Source organism: Prevotella sp. LCP21S3_D2, from assembly GCF_052118345.1.
In the GTDB taxonomy this organism is placed as follows: Bacteria; Bacteroidota; Bacteroidia; order Bacteroidales; family Bacteroidaceae; genus Prevotella.
This window is the reverse complement of the sequence record NZ_JBQKHJ010000001.1, coordinates 340,007-365,052: the sequence shown is the minus strand read 5'-3', so window position 1 is coordinate 365,052 and position 25,046 is coordinate 340,007. Positions and strand designations below refer to the sequence as shown.

Genomic DNA, 25,046 nt, shown 5'->3' with positions numbered 1-25,046 from the left:
GGATGTTGTATTATGAACAAAGTAGAATCATAAAAACAAGAAAAATGATGAAAAGAACGACTTCCCTTATACTGAGTCTTGTCTTGAGCATTTCCCTATTTGCTCAAAGCAGAGGTATGACCTTTCAGGTGCATAACGAAACGCTTACTTCCGTGTTGAAGAAGATTGAAAAGGCGGGCGAGAAGAATATCCTCTTTGCCTATCAGGCTACCGACCAATATCGCGTTACTGCCAATATCCAGGCTAAGCGCCAGAAGGAAGCCCTGGAGATGGTGCTGCAAGGGAAACCTTTCTCCTTCGTAGAGCACAACACCTATTTTGCCGTTCAATATACGGGCAAGACAACCCGGGTGGAACAGATCAAGGGCCGCGTAGTGAATGAGCACCAGAAGCCTCTGCCTTTCGCCAACGTGGTGTTGATTTCCTCCGTCAGCAAGGCTTATGTGGCCGGTTGTGTAACGGCAGAGGATGGAAGCTTCGTGCTTCCTTATGCCGATAAGGATGTGATGCTGAAGGTTTCGTTTGTGGGCTATAAGTCGCAGACCCTGGCCTGCAAGCCTACCATGCACATCGGTCTGCATCCCGACACCCAGCAGCTGAAGGCGGTAACCATCAAGAGTACCCGCCCCAATGTGGTGTACAAGGACGGTGCCTTCACCACCTTGGTATCAGGTACCATCCTGGGCGAACTGGGCTCTGCCGAAGATATGATCAGTCAGTTGCCCTTTGTTTCGGGCGAAGCAGGGAGTTGGGAAATTATCGGTCGTGGAGCGCCCGAGATTTATCTCAACGGCAGGAAACTGGAGAATCTGAACGAACTCAAGCGATTGAGCGCCAAGGATATTCTGAAGGCAGAAATCGTTACCGTTCCCGGAGCGCAGTATAGTTCCAAGACCAATGCCGTAATCCGTCTGCGTGCCGTTCGCAAGCGCGGACAAGGCTTGAGCGGAAGCCTTTATTCTGAATATATGCAGGGCCGTTATTCGCCTCATACTTTTGATGATGTGCAGTTGAACTATCGTACGGGCGGACTCGATATCTTCGGCGAAGTGGGAGTGGGATTGAATCGCTCGCACACCACCGCCCATTCCGAAACCCAGCTCCATACCACCAGCGACTGGGAATTCAACAGCCGCAGAACCACGAAAACCCTTGGTGGAGAGATTCTTATGAACGCAGGTTTCAACTATGAGATTTCCGAGAAGTAATCGCTGGGTATGCGCTATGAGACAACCAATATAATAGGTAACAACTACACCCACAGCTGGGGAGCAACCGATGTGTGGGAGGATGGCAAACTGACGGAAAGCATGGGCGTAGATCTGTTTTCGAAACGCAAGCCCCATTGGTCGCATAGCGTGAACGCCTATTATAATGGCGATTTCGGCAAATGGAACATCAATTTCAATGGCGACTTCTATAACAAGGTGAGTCAGAGGTCCCAGACGGCGATAAACGACGGACAGCTGGATGCGGAATCAGAGAGCAAGGTGAAGAGTAATCTCTATGCTGCCAAGCTGGTGGTGTCGGGACCTTTGTGGAAGGGTAGGCTTTCCTTCGGAACGGAAGAGATGTTTACCAACCGCCGCAACGACTTCACCCAAAGCGGCTTTTCTGCCGATGCCTTCAACCACATCCGCCAGTCTATCTATGCCGGATTCCTGGAGTATTATCTGAACATCGGACACATGAACTATGGAGCCGGTTTGCGATACGAATACCAGAAGACCGATTATTACGAGAAGGATGTGCTGCAGGCGGAACAGAGTCCCAGCTACAGGGATTGGATTCCATTTGCATCCATCGGCTACAGCAAGAGTAATCTGAATCTTGCCTTCTCCTATCGTCTGAACAAGTACAGTCCTATCTACGTCATGCTTCAGAGCAGCATCGACTACGACAGCAAGTACGAGTACTATTCAGGTGACCCTCATCTCAAGCCTCAGAAGCAGCACAGTTTCAACCTGTCGGGCAATTACAAGTGGCTGTCGTTCATGGCTTACTACAACTATGTACTTGATATGTACATGACCTGGTACAAGCCTTACGACGAGGTGAACCATCCGAGTGTGCTTTTGGAGACGATGGCTTCGGTGCCTCATTCCTACTATTGTGGAGCCAATATCCGTGTGGCGCCTTCGTTTGGAATCTGGTATCCTAACCTCACGGCGAGTGTCTTCTACGGTCATGATAATGTAGATCATCTCAATATCCCCGAGTTTGGCAAAAACCAGCCTCAGTTTACATTCAGCATGAACAACAATCTGAGGCTTCCTCACCGGTGGTTCATGAATCTTTCGGGCAACATCAGCACGAAGGCAGAGATGGGAATCGGAAGGAGAAAATGTACGGGCAATATGCAGTTCCGGGTTTCCAAGAACTTCATGAAGAATGATGCCCTCAAGGTGATGTTTGTTGTGCAAGACCTCTTGCATACAGGATATTATTATTCCGAGGCAAACGGCACGCAGTCGCATCGCACGTTAACCCGATATGCAGATAATCAGAAAATTCTCATGAATGTGAGATACACATTCAACGCAACAAGAAATAAATATAAAGGTAGTGGCGCAGGACAGAGCGAAAGACAACGACTTTAAGCAGCTATTCCTGGAAATGTATCCTCGATTGGTGCGTTATGCCGTGTCCCTTTTGGGAGACGGCAACGAGGCCCGGGACGTTGTGGGAGATGTTTTCGAGAAGGCGTGGAACCAATTCTCCTCCTTGCAGATGGAAACAAGGAGGAGCTGGCTCTATGCATCGGTGAGAAATGCCTGCCTCAACTGGCTCAAGCACCAGCAGGTGGAACAGACCAACGTAGAGGCGCTGATAGAGGCCACCCAGTATGATATGAGTACCCGGTATGAGGAGCACGAGCGCCTGCTGCAACAGGCGGAGCAGATAGCGAGGGAGCTGAAGGAACCCACCTGCACGATTCTCCGCCTCTGCTATTTCGAGCATCTCACCTATCAGCAGGCAGCCGACAGGCTGGGCATCAGTCCCAACACCGTGAAGAAGCATATTTCCAAGGCACTCGCCATCTTGCGCGAGCGAATGAAGCATACAAACATAGAGAATTAGGAGGAAAAATCATGAATAAGAATCAAGATCAAGAACTGGATTATAGAATGGATTCTGTATCAGAAAATGTTTCTGAGAATGCTTCTGAGAAAGTTTCAGAAAATGTTTCTGATGCCCGGCTTTCCCAGATATTCGGGGAAGCCTTGGGCGATGAGCCTTCGAAGGAAGAAACGCTGGCAGCTTGGGAAGCCTTCGAGCAGAAGCATATTTCTTCTGAGGAGGAACATCTACAGAAGGCAGAAGATGAATTGTCTGAGAAAAAGATAGATAAAGCCCGAATCCTGACTTGGATTACGGCATCTGTTGCAGTAGCGGCAAGCCTCTTTCTTTTTATTTTCCGTTCATCCCAGGAGATTTCTCAGCCTACGGAGTTCTCCATGGAGCTTTTCTCGGAGGTCTCTTCTCCCAAGCAGGTGGAGCAGACCCTGAGCGATGGCTATTGCATGGTTTCTACCCCGGCAGCAACCACCACATTGGTAACGCTGAGCGATGGCACCAGGGTGATGCTCAACGCCAATTCTAAGCTCGAATATCCTGTATCTTTCGATGATGCAGAAGTCCGGGAAGTCCGTCTGAAGGGCGAGGCTCATTTTGAGGTAACCAAGAATCCTCATCGGCCTTTCGTGGTAAAGGCAGGAGAGATGCAGACGCAGGTATTAGGTACCGTATTCGATGTGAAAGCCTATCGCAAGGATGCCCCAAAGGTAACCTTGATGGAAGGCAAGGTGAAGGTGAGCAATGCCGATACGGAGGTAGAGATGCGCCCGGGGCAGACAGCTACGCTCCAGTCGGATAAGATAGTGGTGTCTAGGGCTTCCTCTTCAGTCTCCGATTGGCTGGAAGGCGATTTCGATATGGATCAGGTTACGCTGGCAGAGGCGATGAGCGACATCGGAGCCTGGTACAACAAGACCGTAGTCTTCCAGTCCCAGGCGAATATGGATAAGCTCATCCACTTCCGCTTCTCCCGCAGGGCAAGCCTGCAGGAAATCATCACGGCGCTGAACGAGATGGGTGTGGCAAAAGTCAGAATGGAAAAGGGCAAGATCATGGTGCTTTAAGCCATGGTCTTGCCCCTTTTCCTATTCCATCTCCCATATTGGCATAACCTCAATCCTTATCCCGTCTCGTTCGAAGGTCTCCCGTTGGGAGAAAGTGATGATTTTACCCTGTTTGCAGCCTGTAACGGAGGAGGCAGCTATCAAGCCTCCTATCTCTCGTTCTACGTTATCATCATTCAATGTCCAGCAGACTTGTATCAGCTCAGCTACACGCTCGCCCTTTTTCACAACGAAGTCGCATTCCTTCGATTCATAGAAGTAGAATATCCCGTCCTCTTCTCCAAGCGTTCTCTCCAAGTTGAGATAAACAATATTCTCCAAAGCCTTGCCTGCATCTTCGCTCTCAGGCAATAATACGGCATTGCGCAGGGCAATGTCTGCCACATAATATTTGGCAGGAGCAGAACGCTGTTTTACCATCGACTTATCGTATTTTTCCACTTTGCGAAACATGAAAATGTTGCAAGCATAGTCGAGCCACAGATAGAGGGAATCCTTGGAGACCTTTAAGCCTTGCGATTTCAAGTCGTTATAAATATTGTTCACGCTAGTCGGCTTCGTGAGATTGTTCATCACACGCTTTAAGAAATAACGCACCACCGAAGGAGAAGCTCCGATATGATAATGCTCCACCATATCCCTGAAGAGCATGGTGTTGAAGTAAGACTGCAGGATTTTGACTTTTTCCATCTTGCTTTTTTCGAGAACAACCTCTGGAAAACCGCCCTCCTCGCAATATCCTCGGAAGGAAACTGCCAACTTTGCCTTTCCAGCTTCGCTAAATGGATTTGCCTTGGTGCCTTTGAACGCCAAATATTCCTTGAAACTCAAAGGATACTCGCGATATTCGTCAGGCCATCCTCGCAAAGCGGAAGCCATTTCTTCTGAAAGCATCTTGGCTGTGCTACCTGTTATATAGATATGCTTGCAATAATTCTTATACACCCGGAGAACAAAGAGTTCCCAGCCCTCTATGAGTTGTATCTCATCAAAAAACATATAAACATCCTTAAGCGATGTGTCAGGATACATTTCACGATAAGCTTGCAGCAATTCATCGAAATTTTCGGGCGACATAGAAAGAAAACGTTCATCGTCGAAGCCTACATAGAGGATGCGCTCTTTTGGAGTTCCTTGTTGTAGCAGGCGATTAATCGTAAGTCCCAATAATGATGACTTTCCGCAACGGCGAATGCCAGTAACAGTCACGATGCGGTTTCCATCCAACGGAAGTTGGGTGCTTCTCTCTTGCAAGGCAAAAGGTAATTCCTCTTGGTGCAAGGAAATGATTGACTGAAATGTGCTGCGTAGTTCCATTTGTGTACCTTCTTTATTACTGATTATTTTATTGTTAATATGTAGCTACCTACACTCGGTTGCAAAGATACAAACTTTCCTTCTAAAAAGGAAAGAAATCGGCAATTATTTCCTTTTCAAAAGGAAAGTTTGTTCTTTCTTTATCCCAATCTTGTATTTTTAATTCAAGTTTCGCATTTCTGAGGGAACATTTGTAATTTTGCTCATGGCTTTGAGCTTTGAGTAATATTAAAAAACTATGGAATATCCGCCGAATTACGTCACTTTATCTGTGCCCTGATCCGGCTCAGACTTGCTTGTGTTATGCCTAAATAGGTAGCTATGTTTCCCAACGGCAACCGTTGCAACAAATCGGGTTCTTTCTCTAACAACTCTTTGTACCGTTCCGAAGCAATGGCGGACAACATGGAAATCAGCCGTTCCTCGGTGGCAAGCAATTCCATCTCCGCATAACGCCGTCCCCAATTGGCAATATGCAAGTCTTCCGTAAACAATTCTTTCAGCTTTTTCTTCTTCAATACGTATAAGACTGAATCTTCCATCAGCTCCATCGTCTCATATCCCGGCTCATCGTTCACGTATCCTTTCATGGAAACAAGGGTCGCTCCTTCCTTGCCAACCCAAAAGGTGATTTCTTTCCCGTCCACCGAAGTGTAAGCGCGGACAATGCCGTTCTTGATAAAAAAGATATCCTTTTCTATCTTGCCGTTTTCCAACACGCGGAATCCTTTGGGGTACGAAACCTCACTCAGGCATTGCCGCAATCTATCCAAAGACGCATCCGGCATGGCATATCTTTGATTGATGATTTCCTTTATATCCATAACTCATTGTTGTATTTGGTGTGCAAAATTATAAAATTGCACATAAAAACGGAAATGAACGGCTGTTTTTTTGCAAATGTAAAATCAGTTTTTACCAAATGAAAAAAGCAATTAGAGATTATTTACTTACTTTTGCACCTGAATTTAATAAATCATAGTTATGAATTGGATAATCTTATTATTGGCAGGATTGTTTGAGGTGAGCCTTACATTCTGCTTGGGTAAAGCGAGAGCTGCGTCAGGACTTGTTTTTTATCTGTGGGGTAGCGGCTTCTTGGCTTCCACAGTATTGAGCATGACCCTGCTTGCCAAGGCGGTTCAGACTTTACCTTTGGGAACGGCATACGCCATTTGGACGGGTATCGGGGCGGTCGGCACGGTCTTGATAGGGATATTCGTCTTCAAGGAGCCGGCCTCTCCCATCCGTCTTTTCTTCCTGTTCACGCTCATTGCTTCCCTGATAGGATTGAAAATCGTGTCATATTGAAAGGAGGCAGAAGATGAAGTATGAATTGAGGGAGAACCAAGGCATTTCGGCGCCTCTGCTGGCGCTGATGGCAGTCGCTACCGGGCTTTCCGTTGCCAACTGCTATTATAACCAGCCTCTGTTGGGCAGCATGGCTAAGGATTTCGCGGTAAGCGATTTTTCCGCCAGCATGGTGGCGACATTGACCCAGATAGGCTATGTAGCAGGGCTTGTATTTGTCATTCCGCTTGGCGACCTGGTTTCACGAAAGAGACTGATATTGACCAATTACATCGTTTCTTCGTGCGCCTTGCTTGCCATAGCACTCGCCCCGAACATCTACTGGGTGTGGGGCGCATCCTTGCTTGCCGGGGCATCTTCGGTCATGCCGCAGTTCTTCATTCCGTTGGTGTCGTATAATTCAGCTCCGGACCACAAGGTGCGCAACGTGGGGATTATACAGTCCTGTTTGCTCATAGGCATTCTTGGGTCACGGGTATTCAGTGGTTTTCTCGCCGATATATGGGGATGGCGTACTGTCTATTTTGTGGCTTGCGTGTTTATGCTCGGGTGTTTTCTGATGATTCACAAAATGCTGCCCGTGTTGCCTGCCCGTTCACGAGAAAGTTATGCAGGGCTGTGGAAATCCTTGTTGCGCCTACTTTCCAAATACCCGTACTTGCGTATCGCGTCGTTGAGGGCGGCATTGGCTTATGGCTCGTTCTTTGCCTTGTGGAGTTGCCTTGCTTTCCGAATGAAGCAAGAGCCTTTCTTTGCAAGCGACGATATTATCGGAGCACTCGGTTTGTGCGGATTGGCAGGTGCATCCACGGTGGTTTTCATCAGCGGATATATCCAAAAGTATGGCGCAAGATTCTTCTCTATTGTCGGAGGATGCGTCATCCTGTTTGCATGGTTGTTGGCATTTTGGGGAAATGACAGTTACTTGTGGATGATAATCGCCATCCTCTTGATTGATGCCGGAATGCAAAGCGTCCATCTGTCAAATCAGACCAGCGTGGTCGCTCTTGATGCATCCGCCATCAACCGGGTCAATACCGTTTATATGACCATTTACTTCTTGGGAGGTTCTACCGGTACATTTGTTTCAGGTCTATTCTGGCAACATTATGGATGGCCGGGTGTGGTAGGGGTAGGAGTTGCCTTTACCGCAGCTTCCTTGCTTGTTAATTGCTTCAACTCTAAACTATCGGAACCACTATCTTTATGCTGAAGTTGCGGCCCATATTGTAAACGCCTCTTCTGCCTGTAACCTGGTTTACGTCAAGATACTTCAGACGGCTCAGGTGGTTCTGGTAAGCACGGTTGGTAAGGTTCTCGCCCGAAAGATAGAGCGAGAGAAGGCGCTTGCCATGGAGCTTCACGTCGGTACCGGCATACATATTTAATAAGGTGTACGATGGCGTAGCGGTCTCCGTATCGTTGGCTGCGAAATAATGGTTCTGGCGGAGATTGCAATCCATCTGTAGCTTTACGAAGAGATGGTCGAAAGTCTTGCCGTCGCAGACAAACTCATATCTTACATCCGAAACCCAGCGAGGGGCTGGGGTGAATGGCAGATACTTTGATTCGGATGGCTGATGCAACTGAACCGAGTTGACATACGAGAAGGTGTTGCCGATATGCAGATGCTCCACAGGGTGGATGTCGATGCTCGCCTCTCCACCCAGAATGCGGGCGTCGCCTGAAGTAAACTGATAGGCTGGTGTGCCGTCGATGAGGACAGGCTGATTGTTCTCATCTGCCAACTTCTCGCTATAGATGTAATGGTTGATGCGATTGGCAAACAGCGAGAGCTCTGCCGAAATGATAGGCGAAGAATAATACAGACCAAGGTCGAATTGCCAGCTGTTTTCCGGCTTCAGACTGGTATTTCCCAATTCGTATCGCAGGGTTCCCTCGTGCACACCATTCGATGATAATTCGCTGATGTTTGGAGCACGGAATCCTCTTGCCAGGTTCAGCTTCAGATTGAAATCGGGCAGGATTTCATAAGCCAATCCGATGCTTCCGGTTACTCCCTCAAAGCTGCGCTTAAAGGCCTGGAAGCGGAAAGAATCATTCGATTCAGCATCATCCTCTTCTCTTAAAGCCTCGCTGTGCAGATGGCGATGATCGTATCTGATGCCGCCGCTCAGGTTCAGTTTGCCTATCTCCTTGCTCACCGTGGCAAATACACCATAATCGAAGAGATGATAGTCTGGAATCAGAAATTCAGAACCTTTATTAACCGACTGCTGCCACATGCCGTTGATGCCCGTAGAGAACTTCCATCCATTCATTTCCGGCGAGAGATAATGCAGGTCGTAATTCATGGTATGGAGCATGAAATCGAGTCCGCATTCCTTCGGATTCTCTTCCTCCTCAAACTCCTGACGGCGGTTCTGCTGATAACCCAGGAGGAACTTCAGATTGCCGTCGCCCAGGAACCAGGAATTATCAAGTACAGCCTTGTAATGATGAATCTGCTGATAAGGCATCGGCTTGCCGTAACTCTTGGCATCGTAGCCTTCTGGAATTTCCAGTTCGCCCGTTTTCTCATCTCTTTCTCCCTCTACGATACCCGGAGTGAGATGATAATAATCGAGTGTGAGATGCGAATGCCCCTGGCGGTAGTTCCAGCCTAGAAGCTGCGAGAATGCCTGCTCTCTGAGTGATGAACCGAATACATAACCATCGTATTTATTCTTGTAGGCATGCGCCATCTTTCCGCTGTAGCGGGTGTTCCATACAAATCCGCCCTGGTTGCCGGCAAAGTTGAGCGAATAATCAAAAAGTCCGTTGTTGGTTTGATAACCCGTTGAGAAATTTGCTCTCATGTCGCCCTTGGCAAGGGTAGGAGCGGAGTGGAAGATGAGAACGCCTGCCATCGCATCCGATCCATACATGAGACTTGCCGGACCTTTCAGAATCTCTACGGAATGAACCGAAGCGGGGTCGATTTCTATTCCGTGTTCATCGCCCCATTGCTGCCCTTCCTGTCTGATTCCATCGTTTACCACTACCACGCGGTTATAGCCCAGACCACGGATTACGGGCTTTGAAATTCCGCTTCCCGTGGTAATCTGCGAAACGCCTGGCTGGTGGGCGATGGCGTCGATGATGTTGGTAGAAGGCTGCATTTCGAGCTGGCGGGCAGAAACAAAGGAGATAGGTGCCGGCGATTGCTTCAGTTTCTGGCTGCCCGTCAAGCCTGTTACCACCACTTCGTTCAGTTTCACGCTCGATTCCGTCAGCGGCTGGTGTCTGGTAGAATCGTTTGCCTCTTCTTCATGAATGTTTGCGTCCTTCTTATCATGATTTGCTCTGTTTATAGCCATAGCAGGGGCTGTTGCCGATGAGCACAGACTCATCAGTAATATTGCTTTCAATATTGTTCTCATTATGCTATTTGTTACCTTATTCTGTTAATATTCAATTATTTATAAAAACAGAGAATAAGGTGGAGCACGGGTAGATTTTACCCCCTTCGCCCTGCACAGGCAAGGAGAGCAGAAGGCACGGCGAGGGGAGAGATGGAGCACGGCGATGGCAACCCAAACCACGAGGGATGGAGCCAGATAAGGAGTGCTTTGCAATTGGCAAAGCACACAGTCGTGCATGGTATGCTGCAGGGCTATCAGATGCCCGTCGTGATGAACATGATGGGCACAATCGGCACAATAGAAATCAGCATGAGTTCCCTGCGCTTCACCATGGTGGTGAAACGTAACGGCAAGCAGCATCGGCAGGTAAACCAATAGCAGCAGCCAGGAAATTCTGATTCTCTTATGCGTTATCCTCTGCATTTATCTACAGTCTATGATGATATTTATAATAATTTGCTTGTCTATACAGAAATATTTTAAAGTATACTTTGCAAAAATACGAAAATATTTCTAACTATACTTCGAAATAATTCTAAAAGTTGCTTTATTTAAGGAATTTTTATGCTTTCCTTTGGGAATATGGATAAGCGCATCCACTTCCGCTTCTCCCGCAGGGCAAACTTGCAGGAAATCATCACGGCGCAGAACGAGATGCCTATTCCATCAAAGTCGATTCCTACAATCGGCTGCAAACGTAGAAAGTTTCCTTCTAAAAAGGAAAGAAATCAGCAATTATTTCCTTTTCAAAAGGAAAGCTTATTCTTTCTTTATCCCAATCTTGTATTTTTAACTCCGATTTGCTTGTTGTTTTCAGAAATTTTGCTTAACTTTGTGCCAAAATCAAAACGGTGCAGATTATGGCAGCAAAATTCTATCCTGTAGGCATTCAGACATTCTCGGAGATTATCACCAAGAATTATCTCTATGTTGACAAGACCGGGTACATCCATCAGATGACCCATTCCGGCAAGAAATATCTTTTTCTGAGTCGCCCTCGTCGATTCGGAAAGTCGCTTCTTGTCTCTACCTTGCAAAGCTACTTCGAAGGAAAGAAGGAACTTTTCAAGGGGCTGGAGATGGAAAGGCTGGAACAGGATTGGGTGGAATATCCTGTCTTGCATTTTGATCTGTCGGGTGGCAAGCACATGCAGGAGGATGCGCTGATACGCTATCTTCTCTTTATTCTGAAACAGCATGAAGAGAAATGGGGAATTATGACGGATGCGCCCGACCCAAATGTAAGATTGCTCAATCTCATCAGCCAAGTTTATAAGCAAACCGGCAAGCAGGTGGTCATTCTCATCGACGAATACGATGCGCCCCTCCTGGATGTGGTGCACGAGGAAAACCAGCTGGTGGCTCTCCGTCAGATTCTTCGCAATTTTTTCAGTCCCTTGAAGGATTCTGACTCCATGCTGCATTTTGTATTCCTCACGGGCATTACCAAGTTTTCGCAGCTCAGCATCTTCAGCGAGTTGAACAACATCACCAATATCAGCATGCTCCCCGAGTATGCGGGCATTTGTGGTATTACCAAGGAGGAGATGCTTACCCGGTTAAAAGAGGGAATACAGGAACTGGCCGAGGCAAAGAACTGGACGATGGATGAGACGCTGAGCCGACTCAAGGATTATTATGACGGCTATCATTTTGCATCAGAATCGCCTGATATCTTCAATCCGTTCAGTTTGCTCAGCAGTCTTTCGCTAAAGCGGGTAGAGCCATTCTGGTTTTCTACGGGAACTCCTACCTATCTCATCAATATGATGAAGAAGTTTGGGGTCAACTTCAGCGATTTCGCCGAATCCATGGAAGCGGGCGTTTCAGACTTTGATGCGCCTACGGAAACGATGACAACTCTTACGCCTCTGCTCTATCAGAGTGGCTACATTACCATCAAGGATTATGAAGAGGCTTACGATTCCTATACTTTGGGTATTCCGAACAGGGAAGTGCGGTTGGGGCTGACCAAGGCGCTGATTCCTTACTATGTAACGCCTAACACGCAGAATGCCAATAATACGACCCGCAACATGGCTCGTGCCTTCGATAAGGAAGACCTGGGACAGGCCTTGCAGTATTTGCAGTCTTTCCTGGGCACGGTTCCATATTGTGCCAATACGGACTATGAGGGGCATTATCAGCAGATGTTCTATGTCATCTTCTCGCTTCTTACGGCTTGGATGGTAGATGTAGAAGTACATACTCCGAATGGCAGGGTTGATATCGTGGTTATGACGAAATCTCGTCTTTACCTGATAGAGTTGAAACTTAACCAGAATGCCCAGGTGGAGATGCAGCAGATCAATCTCAAGAACTATCGCCAGCGTTTTGCCTTGTCGGGCCTTCCTATAACCAAGGTCGGGGTGAATTTTGATAGTGCTACGCATAACATCACGGATTGGGTCGTGGAGTGAGAAATGCCTTCTAGGGAAAAGGGGATTTTCCTGGGGCTGCGTTCCAGTTACCCTGCTAAATCTTCCAGATTCCAGTTCTTCCAATTAATTTTAAGAGGGTATGCATCTTTCGCTTGTCCTTTCTCTTTACTTCTTTATATTATATAATATATTGATTATTAATTAATTATATATATAATATATATAAATATATATAAAAAGGAGGGTAGGAGGGATATGCTGAAAAATTAATTGGAAGATTTGGAATTTGGAAGATTTTCTAATTTGCTTTCTTCTAGAAGGCTTATTATCAGATAGTTAATACAAAAAGTGGCATTCCAATTAATTGGAAGGAGTCTCAGTCTCAGAGTCTCAGTTAAAAAATAAGGGGGTATCATTTTCCCCTTTTTCTCTTCCTTTCCTTTCTTCTGTTTTGTAACTTATTGATTATTAATTAATTATATATAAATATATAATATATATATAAGAATAAAAGAAAAAGAGGGGGTACTTGAAAAATAACTGAGACAACTGAGACTGAGATTTTTGATGCCTTTAGCTGAAATCAAAAATAATCCTAACTCCCTATAAAGCAGATGTTTATGTGGATGGTATTCGTGCGTCTAAGTTTGTCACCTTCTTCTCGTAATCAGGAAAAAGAAAATATTTCTTCCAAAAAAGGGGCGTTTTTCGGGATTTTATTCGTATTTTTGCCCTGTCGTTTGATACGATTTCAACAACAAACAATTCAAAACCTAAAAAATCAATTGGATATGAACATATTGAAAAAGCTATTTGGTGGGCAAAAAACTACCGAAGAAGTGAGAGAAACGAAGGAAAAGGACTTCGACAAGGTGAAATATGATGGTGTTCGTGCTCTCAGAATGCACCAATTCGACCTTGCTGCCAAGTTTCTGGAACAAGCTCTGCAGCTCAATGCAGAAGATCTGGAATGCCGCGACTATCTTTCGCAGGCTTACATCTCTATGGGCGATTTGCAGAAGGCTTACGCCCAGTTGCAGAAAATCTCGGAGGCACAGACTGATAACATAGCAGTATTGCTGCGTATGGCGGATGTGGCGTATATGATGGAGGATTATATCGCCATGACGGATGTGTGCGATAAGGCTCTGCAGCTGGATGCAGAGAATGTAGAGACGTATTTCTTCTATGCCAGAGCCTGCAGAGGACTGGGCGATGCACCCCGTGCCGTGTCGATGCTGACAGAGGCGATAGGCAAGCGTGAGGATTTCTATGCCGCCCGATTGCTTCGTGGCAGCATCCTGTTGGATCAGGCTCAGCTTTCCGAGGCAGAACTCGATGCAACTTTCCTCTATGAGCATATTCCGGGCAACGAGGATGTGCTGTTGCTGAAGGCTCGTGTAGAGAAGGCGCAGGGAAAGATGGAGGAGGCTGAACAGACCTACGGTAAGGTGATGGAGGTAAATCCTTTCTCTATTGATGCGTATCGCGAGCGCAGCGAGGTTCGCAGAAGTCTGGGTGATAGTGCCGGTGCTGCCGAGGATGAGGCTGCTGCCAAGGAAATGGGTGCCGAAATTCCGGAACCATCAGAGGGAATAGAGCAGAAAATCAAGGAAAAAATGCAGCAGATGGATCCCTACAAGGTTTTCCATAACGAATAAAAACTGAATAATAGAATTTCATCTTTCTAACTGGAAAAAAATATTTTCCCAGTTAGAAAGATTATTTTTTGCAAGTAGTTTTATAACGGACAGAACCAATCGTCATCGGTCAAAACGGAAAGTCCAAAGCTACTTTTTCACGTATATGACACGTAGATTGCGTTGAAAAATGAAGCTTGTCGTCTATAAACGATAAAATCTATGCATTTTTATCGTCTATAAACGATAAAAAGTTATTGCTTTTGTCGTCTATAAACGATAAAATATGTATCTTTGCACCGGATTCAGTAAAAAGAAAGGGAATTATGACGAAGGATTTGATTAAATTACTGATAATTGAGTATCAGGCTTATGTTACTCAGGTAGAACTGGTTCATCGTGACGTAGAGCTCATGGATGGACTGAATTACGTGTTTGTAGGATTGAGACACGCAGGAAAATCGTATCTGATGTATCAGCGCATAGCACAGCTGCTGGAAGAGGGGCATAAGCGGGAGGAAATCCTGTACTTCAACTTCGAGGATGACCGTATTGACTCCTTGGATGTGACCGACCTTGACCTGATAAAAACCTGTTATGAAGAAATGTATGACAGTCGACCTATCTTCTTCCTCGACGAGGTTCAGCTGATAGATAGATGGGAAAAGTTTGCCCGCAGGTTAGCAGATCAGAAATATCAGGTTTACATCACGGGTAGTAATGCCAAGATGTTGAGCAGCGAGATAGCGACAACGCTCGGTGGCAGGTACATGATACATGAGGTGTATCCCTATTCCTTTGCCGAATATCTGAAGGCGAGCGGTATTGATGTAAAGGCAAAGAATGCCCTCTATGCTTACGCTAAGGATATTGTAAGACTCTCTAATATCTATTTCCAGCATGGAGGTTTGCCTGAGACGGTGGGGATGAAGGAGCCGAGGTCGTGGATGAGCAATCTCTTCAGCAAAATCTTCTTCGGTGATTTGGTGGCTCGATATAAGATTCGTAACGACTATGCCCTGCGAGTAATGATTCGCAAGATGGCAGAAAGCGTGAAGCAGCCATTATCTTACAGCAGAATAGCCAGTATCGTGAGTAGTACCGGCAAAAAACTCAGTACGGATGCCACGATAGATTATGTCGGCTACATGGCTGACACCTGGCTCATTTTGCCGTATGAGAATTTGTTCGGAAAGTTGCAGGACAAGGAATCCAACCGCAAGTATTATTTTACGGACAATGGTTTGCTTTATCTTTTTCTTGTAGATGCAGACACTTCGTTGCTGGAAAACATAGTTGCCGTCACGCTCAGGCGGAAATATGGTGACGGCAGCTATTTCTGGAACAGCAGGAATGCCGAGGTAGATTTTGTGATTCCGGAAGAAGAATTGGCCATACAGGTTTCCTACTCTATGGCAGATCCCGATACTTTCCGGCGGGAGACAGATGGGCTGATCAGGCTTTCTTCTGTCCAGAATGTTAAGCGGATGATTGTTGTGACAAAGGACGAGGAGGATATTGTAGAGAAGGATGGTTGCCGCATAGAGATAATCCCTCTATGGAAATGGCTGCTGGAATTCTGATAACAGACAAAAAGGCTGAACTTCGGGTGAGGAAGTTCAGCCTTTTGCTTATTTGTGATTTCAGGAAAATATAAAACTATTCTATCTGATACCATTATCTCTATCGCTATTGTTCAGCTTACGGCTGCCTGTATGGTATCTGCGGCCATGGCTGAAGTTGAAGCTGGCAGCAAAGACAAGCATGTTGCCCTGGTCAGCAAGGCGTACCTTGTTCTTCTGCTGCACATACTTGTTGAAAAGTTCATCCTTATACACGCAGCCATGAGGATAGAATACGAATAATCCGAGAACGCCAAACTGCCAGTTCTTATAACTGTAGGTTACGGCAAGATTGGAGGTTGGCTCTCCGCCGTTTGTCTTTTCTCCCCAAAAACTCTTTTCCACCTTATAGGCACCATAGCCAATGTTCCAATTGCCCGTCATGTACCGAATTTCTGCTCCATAACTGAAGTAATTGAACTCGTGGGAATAATCCAAACCCTTTGTCTTGACATTCTGATACTCGCACATAAGGTTCAAATCCAGATGATCCTTGATGAGGTGAACTTCAGGAGTCAACAGCAGGTGCTTGTAATTATGACTCTTCTGATTCTCCGGTTTGCTCACAAAGAGATAAGAGCCATCCTCCCGCTTTTCGGGCAAGATAGAAGTAGCTATAGGCTTGTCGTAATACGTCCAGTTTCCCTCCAGGTACACAGACATCAGCGGAATGTTCCAGGAAGCCGACAAGGTATTGTTGTAGCCGGTAAATGGCTTCAGACCGCTATTGCCGTCACGCGCCTCAAAGCTGTTGGAATATTGGCGCAACTCGCTCAAGTCGGAAAGGCTTGGGATGTCTGACGTGATTTTGCTGCTCCATTTAAAACTCAGACGGTCGCTAGCCTTTGCCTGTAAAGTTACCTGTGGTCGAAACAGCCATTTGCTGTATCCGTTCTCCCCCTGATGGATGGAAGACCTGGTTGCGCCAACTCCCACCTGATAACTGAACCACTTCTGCTGTCCCTGTAGCTGGGTGAAAAGATAGAGATTGCTGTACTTCAATTCCGTATCAGCATTACTGCTTCCCACATATATGTTATCTGTGTGGCTGATATTATATTGTCCACCTACCGATAAAGCCATCTGTTTCCAGTTCTTGCTGTATGTTCCTTCACCAATAAGAGAGCGCTTTCTACCAGTTGCATCATAACTGTAATCGGTCAGCGGAGCGTTCTTTACAGATTCATCCGGCGATTTGTTGAACGTATATTCCCTCATACGATACTGGTAATCTGTGCCGATGTAAGTACCCACCAGGTTCAGAGCCAGGTTCTGGTCATGGGGCATGTTGAGCGAATAATAAATGTCCAGAGATGGAATCTGCTCCAGCATTTTTCTGTTGTTTTGCAGATATTGATTTGCCTTGCCGCTTTCCTGATAAAGCTGGTTCATGCCTCTCACAGGACTGTTGTAATTGAAGAAATTCAACCGTACATTCAATGTATATTTGTCTGGCTCACTAAGATTATAACCCAACTGTACATTATTGGTGGTGTATAGGAACGGAGAATCATAACCTAAATAATTGCGATGTAGAGTTTCTCCTGTGGGCAGATGATAAGTACCGAGACTCTCATAGCTTCGTTCCTCTACCGAGCGATAGGAGAAACTGTAGTTGATGCTGAATTCCGATTTCTTCACATTGTATTTGAAATAACCGTCGCTATTATTGAAACCTGTCTTGGTGCCTTGCATCGTAGAAACTCCACTCACATAACCGGCATAGCGTCGGCGGACCTGGTAGTTGATGACAGCATCCAGATTGCTGTCTCCATATTTGAGTCCTGGAACATTAATGAATTCCACCTTTGTAACTTCATCCGGCTGCAAAGCCAATACATCTTGCATGCTAGCCTTGACATCGTTGATGCGTATTTGCACATCTCCGCCCTTTAATGACAGAACTTTGCGTTCTGCTCGATTTACGATAATGGTAGGCAAAGACAAGTTGTCCAACAGATCATAACCATTGGAAGCCGTTTTCACCTGCTCTTTTGTAGGGAAGATGATTTGTCTATCTACTTTTTCTACAACCCTTGCGGCTTCAACGGTCACCCCTTTCAACAGGTATGAATTCGCCTGCATCCTCACATTTCCGATGCGGGCAACAGGTACCAGCTTGCAAATCGTCTTGTAGCCCACGAAAGAAACCTTCATGAGGGCCTGTTTCTGCTGGCAGGGGATGACGAAATCGCCATTGGCGTTGCTCACGCCTCCACAGAGAAAGGAGGAATCCTTCGGGTTGAGCAGCTGGATGTTGGCGAATTCTACAGGAAGATTGTGATTGTCTATCAGTCTGCCTATCAGCTTGCGCTCGCTCTTGCGTATGCATTCTACCGTGATGAGGCTGTCACCCACGGTCATCTGCATCGGATAGAAGCCGATTACCTTGCGGATGGCATCGGGAATATTGGCTGTCTTCACGTTCTGGGTAACTGTGAAGTCTTCCAGTTCGTTGTAGATGAAGCTGATTTTATAGCGCTTGGAAGCCTTGTCGAGGTCGATGAGGACGTCCGACATGCTGCGGTCGTGATAGTTGCGCTGGATGTGCTGTGCGCTCATCGCCAGGGCGAACGTGCACAGCAGGAATATGATGGCTGAAAATCTTCTCATAATGATACTTTTTAACTTTGAACTTTATGATTACTTTGAGAGTCGATAATATTATGCTTACTTTTGATAAGCTTGTTATTTTACAATCAGCTCGTTTTGTTGCAATTCGATGTTTACATTCTCGAATTGGTTCAGTTCTTTTACGATGTCCTCGATGCTCGAATGACTGTTCCATTCGTAATAGAGGCGGAGGGTCTTGTCCTCGTTATTCTCAAACTTCACTTGTAAATCATAATAAGAAGCAATCTCTGAAATCATCTGCTCGAAAGCCACATTCTCGAAAATCTTGTGAATGGCTGGCTTTTCTGGTTTCGGATGAGTCAGGGAATCCGTTGCTGCTACCTGCTTTGCGGAATCTGATTTTATGACTTCCGGATGAGTATCTGCGGTTACCTGGGTTGTTTCCTGGCTGCGCTTGATGTAAGTATGGATTGCGGCAAAGGCAATACCCGAAATCAAGACAAAACCGGCGATGGATGCTGCCAGTTTACGCCAGGAAGTTATAGGATGGGATACTTCCTGAAGTTGATGTTTCTGGCTGAATTTCTCCCATTCCTCATCTATATTAGGAGAAGAGTTACCCAGAGAAGAGTTAGAAGAAAGAGCATCATCAGGCGAATGAGAAATAGAAGCCTGAGTGTTTAAATTCTGTTGAAGGAGGGCAGAATCCACTTCCACCATCGTCTGATAGAGTTTTCGGCATTCCTCATCCTGCAATATTTCACGAATCTCCTCATCAGAATACTTCTCCTGATGGTCGATGATATCCAGTATTTTTTCAAACTTGTCCATAATAAATCTGCTAAGGGTTAAATTTTTGCTTTAATTTTCTGATGCCTTGCGCCAGATGCTTATAAACTGCCACTTCGCTGATGCCCAATTCCGTAGCAATCTCCCGATATTTCAGTTTCTGCCGAAAGCGGAAATCGAGTACCTTGCGGGTTTGTGGCGTGAGTTCAGCATCCATATAAGCCTGAATTGCCTCGTACTTTTCGGTCTCCCTGTCTATTTCGGCAATCGTCGCTTCCAGGGGAGCTATCGAAGGCGAAGTATCGGCTTTCAGAAGATGATGAACCCGGTCTTTCATCTTCTGTCGGCTCAACTGGTTGAGGCATTTATGGCGCACACACACCAGAAGATAGCTCCCGCCGTTAGTGGAAGGCAGGGGCGAATTGCTGGCTATTGTCTCGTTATCAAGACCCAGTTGGGTCTTTCCGTCGAGCACATCGGCAAAGACTTCGCTCACCACATCCTTGCTGGCTGCATCATCCTTCAGAAGTACCCTGGCCAATTGGTACATCCTCAGATAATGTTGCCGGAAGAGCTGTTCTATCGTTTCTTTGTTTATTTGCATTACTTTATTTCTTTTCTTTTGCCTATATTACAATCGAATTTTCATTTTCCTAACCCTTAGCAGAATATTTTTTAATGCAAATCAGAGACTCACGCCACATCTCGCTATCATTTCCATTACGCCACTCAGCATCGAAATTTGAACTTTGAGTTTTGACCATTGGACTTTATGATTAGTTTTTGTTATCCTAGAAATATAAAAAAGGAGGATGCACTCTTTATTTGAGCGCATCTCCAATCTTTTGTTTGATTTCTGCCATTTTGTTACGGCGTTCGATGGAGAACGTATCTCCGTGGGTTTCCACATAATCGAAGAGCATGAAGGCCTTGTTCAGGAGTTCATCTCTTGTAGGCTGCCCCACGGTATCTGCCTCGTGATAGTAGAGTTCGGCAAGCATGTCCATCTTGGAGAGTCGCTTCTCCTCATCGGCAATTCCTGCCATCGCTTTCATCACATCCTCGATGGTGGCTATGCTGTAGAAGGCATAAGGGCCCACGTATTGATTGTAGAGTTCCCTGATCTTCTCACGTCTCTCCTCCACCTCTTTCTTTTCGAGCATTCTTTCGAGTGCCGCCATAAACTCGCGAATCAGTCGCTGTATGTAGTCACGTTGTAGCATATTTTTTTATTTTGTTGTTATTGTTGCGTTATCTAATAGACTCATTGGTATTGCCATAACTAAGGCAAATTTCAGGGAGTATTGTGAGAAGAGTTCCTAGAAACTCTCCTCTACCCCGTACAATGGAACATTCTTCATCCACTCTTGCTCCTTGTATGGCGACATGGAGAAGCGGATGGCTCGCAAGTCGGGATGGGCGTCAAAGAAGGCGCGAAGTGACTTGGAACGCAGGTTCTCTTCCGCTTTTACCTCTATCGGAGTTATCACCCCTTGGTGCTGGGCAAGGAAGTCTATCTCCAAGCGAGCGTCTTCCCTACTATAATAATAGGTGTAAATGTCCTGTTGACATAATAGCTGGGTAAGGACGTAGTTTTCCGTGAACGCCCCCTTGCTCTCCGTCATGGCTTTGTTGGAGATGAGCATTTGGGCAGGTTCCATCTCGCTTAGCGCACCCAGGAGGCCGACATCCAGGAGAAACAGCTTGAAGGCATTGAGGTCTTCGTAAAACTTCAAAGGCATTCCAACTTCTCTTACTCGGGAAATGCGATAGGTGAGACCTGCATCCACCAGCCATTGTATTGCCATCTCAAAATCCTTGGCTCGTGCTCCGCTTCTCACCGCTCCATAGATGAACTTCTTGTTTTCCTTAGCAAGCTGAGAAGGGATGGATTGCCAAACCATGCTGATGCGAGTGGCTTCATTTGGGCTGACATGCTTCGACATGTCACTACGATAAATGGTGAGAATGTTGTTCTGAACCTGTCTGACGAGATTTGCATCGTTAGTTGCAAGATAAGTTTTCACAGCCTCAGGCATTCCTCCTACAAAATAATATTCTCTTAATATCTTGATGAGTTTATCATGAAGTAATGTGATGGTCTTCCAGTCTTTACTTTTCAATATGTTCAGCAACTGTTCTTCGTCTTTTGCCATAAGAAACTCTTCGAAAGACATAGGGTAGAGTCGAATGATATCAACCTTTCCCACTGGAGCGGATTCTCCTTGGTGCATGGCAACGCCTAAAAGTGAACCTGCTACAGCCACATGGTATTCTGGTGCATTTTCACAGAAATACTTCAGCGAGGAAAGTCCCTTGTGAAGTTCTTGTATTTCATCCAGAATAATAAGCGTTTTGCCAGGGATTATAGGCTGTTTGCTAATGGCTCCGATAACCATTAGGACTCGCTTCATATCATAATCTTCTGCAAATATGTTGGCAATCTCAGAGTTTCCATCACAGTTGATGTAGGCAACGTGGTCATATTCCTGTTTCCCAAACTCCTGGAGGATATAAGTCTTGCCTACTTGTCTTGCTCCTGATAAGATTAAGGGCTTTCTGTAAAGGCTCTCTTTCCATGCTTTTAATTGTTCTATGATCGTTCTTTTCATCCTTACATACATTTTGAAGTTGTTAATGATGTTAATAACCTGCTGTTATGATGTTTAAACAGCTCTGTCGGTTGCAAAGATACACTTTTTTACACGATCTTCCAAATGTTTACAACACTTTTTTACACGAACTTTCCTCGTATGTATACACTTTTTTACACGAACTTTCCTCTATTACGTTCATGACAACAGCTTTCCCATCTTATTCATAATTATTGATTGCTTCCACATACTCCCACAGTTTCTTGTAGAAAGGATGTTTCGTCATCGTGTCCTTGTTGCCCAGGATGATGAGCTTCATTCGGGCTCTCGTCATCGCCACGTTCATGCGGCGGAGGTCTTTCAGGAATCCGATCTGTCCCTCGTCGTTGGAACGTACCAGCGAGATGAGTATCACGTCTCTTTCCTGCCCCTGGAAACCATCCACCGTGTTTACGCTGATCAGGCGGCGGTAAGGCTTGAAGAACTCATACTTCTTGATGAGCTTCTTGAGATATTGTACCTGGGCACGGTAAGGCGAAATAATGCCTACATCGATGCTCTCGCTCAATACCCGCTGCTTGCCTATCTTGGTGAAGTATTCCGCCAGGGTGAGCAGGGTAAGCTCGGCTTCTGCCTTGTTGATACGCCCGAAACTCTCGCCCACAAACTGCTCCTTGAAGTTCAAATCAGAATTCTGATTGGCTGCAGATACAGAAGATGATGTGGAAGCAGAATCCTCAGGAACATCTTCTCCTTCTATCGTTATCTGATTCTCCTCGTTCGAAGTATCAATCCACGTTATCGGATGGTCGTAATCCAATACGCTTCGGTATTTGATCTGTGGCGCACTTTCCACCTTGCCCCCGTAGAACCAGTCGCTGGAGAATCGCATGATTTCATCGTTCATGCGGTACTGAATCTTCAGTAGGGTTACAACCTCGGGCTTGTTTTCGGCGATGCGCTCCATCAGGGTCTTGCCCAGTCCGGCTCTTAATGCCGCAATACTCTTTACGGTAGGCGGCAGCTGGCAATGGTCGCCCGCCAGAATCACCCGGCTGGCTCTTCGCATAGGAATCCAGCAGGCAGCTTCCAAAGCCTGCGCAGCCTCGTCAATAAAGAGGGTGCCGAACTTCATTCCCTCCAGCAATCTGTGGGCAGAACCTACCAGGGTACAGGCGATGACACGCGCCTCGCCAAAGAGTTCGCTATTGATGCGGATTTCTATTTCGGCGGCACGGCTCTTCAGCCTCTCCATTTTCTGATGATAGTTCTCGCTTCCTTTCTTCCTGTTTTTTCTTAATTCTCTGATAGCCTTGCGGATAGCCCAAAGCTGCGGATAGTCGGGATGACTCTCGAAACGGCGCTCGTAGGTGAAGCCCAGCATCTTGTCGTTCACACGGGTAGGGTTTCCGATACGGAGCACATTCACACCTCTATCCACCAGTTTTTCAGAAATCCAATCCACCGCCATGTTGCTCTGTGCACACACCAGCACCTGAGTCTCTCGCATCAGGGTTTCGTTGATGGCTTCCACCAGGGTTGTAGTCTTTCCGGTTCCCGGAGGTCCGTGAACGATGGCCACATCCTTCGCCCAAAGCACCTCGTTCACAGCTCTTTCCTGGGTAGGGTTGAGCCATGGGAACTTCATCGGTTCGAAGGAGAATCTTCCTGCCTTCTGATGCGAATAGAATAAGTCGCGGAGATAAGCCAGACGGTTGTTCTTCGCCTTCATCACGCGGTCCAAGGCCTCGAACATCAGTTTGTAGCTGGTTTCGTCAAAGGATAGCTGCACGCCGATTGGCTCCGTAGATTGCTGCAAGTCGAGCAATGGGGCAGAATCGGGAACGGTAATCACCATTCTGTCGCCATCCACATAGCTTACGGTTCCCGTAAAGGAAAAATATTTGATACTTTGAACTTTGAGATTTGAACTTTGAACTTTATGATTAGCGTCTGAAGGGTTTTCTGACTGCTGGAGGGCTGTACTGCCCTGGTTCTCATTCTTGCCCATCTTCTTGACCATAAAGAACATGACGGGGCGACCGAACTCAAAGTTGTGCTCGATATCCTGATCAGAGGTACGGAAGACCTCAATGGCTGTTTGGTTCAGCGAATTATAAAAGCTTTTTCCCACCTGGAGCGGGAACCAGGCATCACCTCGTTTCACCTTTCGCTGCATTCCCATCTGTTCGGTGAGCTTGCGGAAGGCTTCTTTCTCGGTATAATACTCCAGCTGGAGCAGGGTGCGTTGTTGCAATAATGCCTGAATTGGTGAAATCTGTTCCATAATTGGATGCAAAGTTACACCAATTCAGGCAAAAATAAGAAGATAATAGGATAAATTATCTAAAATTTATTTCATGACGCGTTCTACGTCCTGGATGGTGCGGTTGAACGGACCGTTGTGCTCCAGCTTGATGGTGCACATGGCAGCCGCAAACTTGCCAGCCTCGGTAGGAGTGGCACCCTGCAGTCGCTTGTAGAGATAACCGGCAGAATAGGTGTCGCCGCATCCGGTAGCATCCACCACCTCATGAGGAGCATAGGCTGGAATCTCGTAGAACGTGTCGTCTACATAAATCAGAGAACCCTCGCTTCCCAGGGTGATGATTACCTCGGTAACGCCCCAGGAATGAATCAGCTTGGCGGCCTCGCGTGGCTCCTTCAGCCCCGTGATGGTCTCCATCTCCGTCTCGTTCACCTTCAGATAGTAGGTGTTCTTCAGCACCTCGAGCTTCTCCTTCCAGTCGATGGCGTAAACTTTCTCGTCTCTTACCTCGCGCAGATAGCCCTGCACATCGATGGAAACCTTACCCTTGCCGGCAAGATAAGCCACTACTTCTGGCGAGAAATCATCGCTCAGCAGACTGCCCAGATGATAAACCTTGGCCTCTACATGCTCCAGCTGCCTGATGGTGAACGGATCAGCCTTGGCAAGTACACGCTGCTTGCGCTTGTTCTGGTCTTCTTCGTAGATGTTTTCGAAGAAAACCGTGTTGCGGGAAGGGTTCAACGTAACGTCGATGCCGGCTTCGAGCATCTTCTCAACAGGTTCTTTCTCTGTTGGGTCCATTGCCGTGATGAGTGAGAAACTCACATCCTTGGGCAACTGGTTGATGGCGTAGGCGAAGTAAAAGGAAGTTCCGCCTGCCATGTATACAGTACGATTCGGGGTCACAATCTTGTCTTTGGTAATGTGACCGATACAACAAATATCTTTCATTTTTTCTATTTAAAACGACTGCAAAGTTACAAAAAAACTTTGAGTATTTCAGAATTTTTTCTTTTAATTCTGCTTTTATGGCAAATAT

The 25,046-nt window shown here is 46.3% G+C and carries 21 protein-coding genes; 10 read left to right on the top strand and 11 right to left on the bottom strand.

Annotated features, from left to right (window positions below; all coding sequences use genetic code 11):
* Positions 1-44 precede the first annotated feature (44 nt).
* Genes ACTQ16_RS01485 through ACTQ16_RS01470 form a run of 4 tightly spaced genes read left to right on the top strand, consistent with a single transcriptional unit; the run spans position 45 to position 4,142 of the window.
* Positions 45-1,208: a carboxypeptidase-like regulatory domain-containing protein gene (locus tag ACTQ16_RS01485; protein ID WP_441935789.1), complete on the top strand. Its 1,164-nt coding sequence runs from the start codon at positions 45-47 to the stop codon at positions 1,206-1,208.
* Positions 1,209-1,217: 9 nt separating this feature from the next.
* Positions 1,218-2,600, top strand: coding sequence for an outer membrane beta-barrel family protein (locus ACTQ16_RS01480; protein WP_441935788.1), 1,383 nt, complete (start codon positions 1,218-1,220; stop codon positions 2,598-2,600).
* Positions 2,601-2,616: 16 nt separating this feature from the next.
* Positions 2,617-3,081, top strand: coding sequence for a sigma-70 family RNA polymerase sigma factor (locus ACTQ16_RS01475; RefSeq protein ID WP_441935866.1), 465 nt, complete (start codon positions 2,617-2,619; stop codon positions 3,079-3,081).
* Between the two features lie 11 nt (positions 3,082-3,092).
* A complete protein-coding gene (locus ACTQ16_RS01470; RefSeq protein WP_441935786.1) occupies positions 3,093-4,142 on the top strand; it encodes a FecR family protein in 1,050 nt (349 codons plus the stop codon).
* Between the two features lie 21 nt (positions 4,143-4,163).
* On the opposite strand, the gene ACTQ16_RS01465 is transcribed toward ACTQ16_RS01470, so the two are convergent.
* Positions 4,164-5,459: an ATP-binding protein gene (locus ACTQ16_RS01465; protein WP_441935784.1), complete on the bottom strand. Its 1,296-nt coding sequence runs from the start codon at positions 5,457-5,459 to the stop codon at positions 4,164-4,166.
* A 260-nt stretch (positions 5,460-5,719) separates the two neighbouring features.
* Positions 5,720-6,283, bottom strand: coding sequence for a Crp/Fnr family transcriptional regulator (locus ACTQ16_RS01460; protein ID WP_294935647.1), 564 nt, complete (start codon positions 6,281-6,283; stop codon positions 5,720-5,722).
* 160 nt (positions 6,284-6,443) lie between these two features.
* Here ACTQ16_RS01460 and ACTQ16_RS01455 point away from each other — a divergent pair, with 160 nt between their 5' ends.
* Together ACTQ16_RS01455 and ACTQ16_RS01450 are read left to right on the top strand one after the other, a co-directional pair.
* A complete protein-coding gene (locus ACTQ16_RS01455) occupies positions 6,444-6,770 on the top strand; it encodes a DMT family transporter (RefSeq protein WP_117664025.1) in 327 nt (108 codons plus the stop codon).
* 13 nt (positions 6,771-6,783) lie between these two features.
* On the top strand, positions 6,784-7,983 hold the full coding sequence (locus tag ACTQ16_RS01450) for an MFS transporter (RefSeq protein WP_441935781.1): 1,200 nt from the start codon (positions 6,784-6,786) through the stop codon (positions 7,981-7,983).
* On the opposite strand, the gene ACTQ16_RS01445 is transcribed toward ACTQ16_RS01450, so the two are convergent.
* Both ACTQ16_RS01445 and ACTQ16_RS01440 read right to left on the bottom strand, forming a co-directional pair.
* Positions 7,952-10,153: a TonB-dependent receptor gene (locus ACTQ16_RS01445; RefSeq protein WP_441935779.1), complete on the bottom strand. Its 2,202-nt coding sequence runs from the start codon at positions 10,151-10,153 to the stop codon at positions 7,952-7,954. The genes ACTQ16_RS01450 and ACTQ16_RS01445 overlap by 32 nt on opposite strands.
* 39 nt (positions 10,154-10,192) lie before the next feature.
* Complete coding sequence (locus ACTQ16_RS01440; RefSeq protein WP_151200627.1) at positions 10,193-10,558, bottom strand: hypothetical protein; 366 nt, start codon at positions 10,556-10,558, stop codon at positions 10,193-10,195.
* A 159-nt stretch (positions 10,559-10,717) separates the two neighbouring features.
* Between ACTQ16_RS01440 and ACTQ16_RS01435 the strand changes: the two genes are divergently transcribed.
* From ACTQ16_RS01435 to ACTQ16_RS01420, 4 genes are all read left to right on the top strand, one after another.
* Positions 10,718-11,020 (top strand): hypothetical protein, encoded by a 303-nt coding sequence (locus ACTQ16_RS01435; protein WP_294971441.1) that lies wholly within the window; start codon positions 10,718-10,720, stop codon positions 11,018-11,020.
* Entirely contained in the window at positions 10,996-12,555 is a 1,560-nt protein-coding gene (locus ACTQ16_RS01430; protein ID WP_441935777.1) for an AAA family ATPase, read from the top strand. Before ACTQ16_RS01435 ends, ACTQ16_RS01430 begins: the two co-directional genes overlap by 25 nt.
* 752 nt (positions 12,556-13,307) lie before the next feature.
* Positions 13,308-14,177 carry a tetratricopeptide repeat protein gene (locus ACTQ16_RS01425; protein ID WP_441192434.1) on the top strand — a complete coding sequence of 290 codons (870 nt, stop codon included), beginning with the start codon at positions 13,308-13,310 and terminating at the stop codon, positions 14,175-14,177.
* Positions 14,178-14,482: 305 nt separating this feature from the next.
* Entirely contained in the window at positions 14,483-15,739 is a 1,257-nt protein-coding gene (locus ACTQ16_RS01420; protein ID WP_441935775.1) for an ATP-binding protein, read from the top strand.
* Between the two features lie 81 nt (positions 15,740-15,820).
* Here the strand turns inward: ACTQ16_RS01420 and ACTQ16_RS01415 are convergent, their stop codons facing one another.
* The 7 genes from ACTQ16_RS01415 to ACTQ16_RS01385 all read right to left on the bottom strand — a co-directional run bounded on the left by ACTQ16_RS01415 (position 15,821) and on the right by ACTQ16_RS01385 (position 24,958).
* Complete coding sequence (locus tag ACTQ16_RS01415) at positions 15,821-18,391, bottom strand: hypothetical protein (protein ID WP_441935773.1); 2,571 nt, start codon at positions 18,389-18,391, stop codon at positions 15,821-15,823.
* A 75-nt stretch (positions 18,392-18,466) separates the two neighbouring features.
* Positions 18,467-19,183, bottom strand: a complete 717-nt coding sequence (locus ACTQ16_RS01410) for a DUF4974 domain-containing protein (RefSeq protein WP_441935771.1) — start codon at positions 19,181-19,183, stop codon at positions 18,467-18,469.
* Positions 19,184-19,193: 10 nt separating this feature from the next.
* Positions 19,194-19,745, bottom strand: a complete 552-nt coding sequence (locus ACTQ16_RS01405) for a sigma-70 family RNA polymerase sigma factor (RefSeq protein ID WP_441935770.1) — start codon at positions 19,743-19,745, stop codon at positions 19,194-19,196.
* A gap of 217 nt (positions 19,746-19,962) precedes the next feature.
* The gene (locus ACTQ16_RS01400) at positions 19,963-20,364 is read right to left on the bottom strand and encodes a hypothetical protein (RefSeq protein WP_295346983.1); all 402 of its coding nucleotides are present in this window, start codon (positions 20,362-20,364) and stop codon (positions 19,963-19,965) included.
* Positions 20,365-20,460: 96 nt separating this feature from the next.
* On the bottom strand, positions 20,461-21,753 hold the full coding sequence (locus ACTQ16_RS01395; RefSeq protein WP_089543334.1) for an ATP-binding protein: 1,293 nt from the start codon (positions 21,751-21,753) through the stop codon (positions 20,461-20,463).
* 202 nt (positions 21,754-21,955) lie between these two features.
* Complete coding sequence (locus ACTQ16_RS01390) at positions 21,956-24,022, bottom strand: AAA domain-containing protein (RefSeq protein WP_441935768.1); 2,067 nt, start codon at positions 24,020-24,022, stop codon at positions 21,956-21,958.
* A gap of 66 nt (positions 24,023-24,088) precedes the next feature.
* Positions 24,089-24,958 carry a PfkB family carbohydrate kinase gene (locus tag ACTQ16_RS01385; RefSeq protein WP_441935766.1) on the bottom strand — a complete coding sequence of 290 codons (870 nt, stop codon included), beginning with the start codon at positions 24,956-24,958 and terminating at the stop codon, positions 24,089-24,091.
* Positions 24,959-25,046: the final 88 nt, after the last annotated feature.

Coding starts and splice junctions, on each gene's coding strand:
- ACTQ16_RS01475 (WP_441935866.1), top strand. CDS start 2,617: ATGTATCCTCGATTGGTGCGTTATGCCGTGTCCCTTTTGGGAGACGGC.
- ACTQ16_RS01470 (WP_441935786.1), top strand. CDS start 3,093: ATGAATAAGAATCAAGATCAAGAACTGGATTATAGAATGGATTCTGTA.
- ACTQ16_RS01460 (WP_294935647.1), bottom strand. CDS start 6,283: ATGGATATAAAGGAAATCATCAATCAAAGATATGCCATGCCGGATGCG.
- ACTQ16_RS01480 (WP_441935788.1), top strand. CDS start 1,218: ATGCGCTATGAGACAACCAATATAATAGGTAACAACTACACCCACAGC.
- ACTQ16_RS01395 (WP_089543334.1), bottom strand. CDS start 21,753: ATGAAAAGAACGATCATAGAACAATTAAAAGCATGGAAAGAGAGCCTT.
- ACTQ16_RS01435 (WP_294971441.1), top strand. CDS start 10,718: ATGGATAAGCGCATCCACTTCCGCTTCTCCCGCAGGGCAAACTTGCAG.
- ACTQ16_RS01430 (WP_441935777.1), top strand. CDS start 10,996: ATGGCAGCAAAATTCTATCCTGTAGGCATTCAGACATTCTCGGAGATT.
- ACTQ16_RS01420 (WP_441935775.1), top strand. CDS start 14,483: ATGACGAAGGATTTGATTAAATTACTGATAATTGAGTATCAGGCTTAT.
- ACTQ16_RS01415 (WP_441935773.1), bottom strand. CDS start 18,391: ATGAGAAGATTTTCAGCCATCATATTCCTGCTGTGCACGTTCGCCCTG.
- ACTQ16_RS01385 (WP_441935766.1), bottom strand. CDS start 24,958: ATGAAAGATATTTGTTGTATCGGTCACATTACCAAAGACAAGATTGTG.
- ACTQ16_RS01450 (WP_441935781.1), top strand. CDS start 6,784: ATGAAGTATGAATTGAGGGAGAACCAAGGCATTTCGGCGCCTCTGCTG.
- ACTQ16_RS01440 (WP_151200627.1), bottom strand. CDS start 10,558: ATGCAGAGGATAACGCATAAGAGAATCAGAATTTCCTGGCTGCTGCTA.
- ACTQ16_RS01455 (WP_117664025.1), top strand. CDS start 6,444: ATGAATTGGATAATCTTATTATTGGCAGGATTGTTTGAGGTGAGCCTT.
- ACTQ16_RS01445 (WP_441935779.1), bottom strand. CDS start 10,153: ATGAGAACAATATTGAAAGCAATATTACTGATGAGTCTGTGCTCATCG.
- ACTQ16_RS01485 (WP_441935789.1), top strand. CDS start 45: ATGATGAAAAGAACGACTTCCCTTATACTGAGTCTTGTCTTGAGCATT.
- ACTQ16_RS01410 (WP_441935771.1), bottom strand. CDS start 19,183: ATGGACAAGTTTGAAAAAATACTGGATATCATCGACCATCAGGAGAAG.
- ACTQ16_RS01425 (WP_441192434.1), top strand. CDS start 13,308: ATGAACATATTGAAAAAGCTATTTGGTGGGCAAAAAACTACCGAAGAA.
- ACTQ16_RS01390 (WP_441935768.1), bottom strand. CDS start 24,022: ATGGAACAGATTTCACCAATTCAGGCATTATTGCAACAACGCACCCTG.
- ACTQ16_RS01400 (WP_295346983.1), bottom strand. CDS start 20,364: ATGCTACAACGTGACTACATACAGCGACTGATTCGCGAGTTTATGGCG.
- ACTQ16_RS01465 (WP_441935784.1), bottom strand. CDS start 5,459: ATGGAACTACGCAGCACATTTCAGTCAATCATTTCCTTGCACCAAGAG.
- ACTQ16_RS01405 (WP_441935770.1), bottom strand. CDS start 19,745: ATGCAAATAAACAAAGAAACGATAGAACAGCTCTTCCGGCAACATTAT.